The organism is Sporolactobacillus shoreae, assembly GCF_004684935.1.
Taxonomy (GTDB): domain Bacteria; phylum Bacillota; class Bacilli; order Bacillales; family Sporolactobacillaceae; genus Sporolactobacillus; species Sporolactobacillus shoreae.
In genome coordinates this window covers 1-1294 of the sequence record NZ_SRJD01000065.1, presented here as the reverse complement: position 1 = coordinate 1294, position 1294 = coordinate 1, and the positions used below count along the sequence as shown (strand labels likewise).

General features: G+C 47.5%; 2 protein-coding genes. Both read right to left on the bottom strand.

The genetic code is table 11. The features are described from left to right. A partial coding sequence (locus E4665_RS18020) for an ATP-dependent Clp protease proteolytic subunit (protein WP_338326020.1) occupies window positions 1-271 on the bottom strand: 271 nt, incomplete at its 3' end. Further along, a partial coding sequence (locus tag E4665_RS18015) for a phage portal protein (protein ID WP_135350183.1) occupies window positions 240-1294 on the bottom strand: 1055 nt, incomplete at its 5' end. The genes E4665_RS18015 and E4665_RS18020, both read right to left, overlap by 32 nt.

Sequence of the window (1294 nt, the reverse complement as noted above, 5' to 3'; positions counted from 1 at the left end):
CGTTTACCTGCGCTTTGTTCTGCTTCAGCATGTTGCCAATCGCCACACCTTCGAAGACGGAACCACCTGGGCTGTTGATGTGTAGGTTGATTGTTGAGACATCACCCAGCGCATCAAGGTCTTTTTTGAAGGACGCTGCGGATTGATCGGCATCCCATTCCCAGCCTGAGGGGACGATTTCGCCCAACAAAAAAACATCAGCTGATTGTCCGTCAGCCGATGCTTCCATGCGATAAAACTTAGTTGGTTTCGATTGTTGTGTTCGACTCACTTTTAGAATCACCCCCTTTCCGGTCAGCGATTGGCGTATCGATCGGATACAGGTCGCCGCTGATCCATAACTTATTAGCCATTGGACTGGGATCCGGCGGATAACCCTCAGCCACTCGAACATCATTGATATGGAGCCAGCCATTGCGAATACCAAGCTGATAAAATGCTCCTCGTGTGGCCGTATCTGCTCGAAGCAGACCACGCACATCAAATTTAAAGTGATAGCCTTTACGCCGTTGTGCGGGCGTCAGTAGTTTGAAATCGAGCTCCCGCTCATACTGCGTTAAGGCAGGAACGAGATTGCCTGTGACATATTCCAGGTTCAGCTGTTCCAGCGTTGCAAAACTGGACCCGGTATCGCCCAGAAAGTGTTCAGGCAACGTATAGACCATCGCCACCCGCGACCGCGTCACCTTATCCACATCAATCAGGTTCGTGTCAACCAATTCACGCTGGAAACGATCGATTTTTGATCCATTTTCCTGGACCAACAAACCGCCATTATTTTTGTAAAAGTCAGCCACGGAATCAATGACCGCTTTCTTCTCAGGTTCGTTCATGTTCGTCTCAAAGGCGACAATAATGCCTTCGTTCGTACCAAAGAGCTGTTTCAACGATATACGACGTACCTGACGGTCATAATCCAGCGACCCCTTTAGTAATTCTGTTGGGTTGATGCCTTTCACTTCGCCAAATCGCATGTATTTAAAGTGCAAAATCTCGCTTGAATGGACATACATGGTCTGTTGCATCAACCGATTATCAACCGCTGAGATCGCATAGTATAAATCTCCGGAATCTAGGTCAATGAGCGGTTCACAGCAGCCCGGTTTAATCAGGCCAAAGTCAACAACTTTTCCGTTAATATCTCTGAAAATCTGATAATACCCGTTTCCGGTGAGGTGACGAAGCGCATCCACATCGCGGAAAAAATCGTATTGTGTAAAATAGCGAAAGCCGTATTTAATCAGGTTGTACCCTTCGCAATCGGTCGGTTCCTGATAGTTTTGATCGTAGAGAT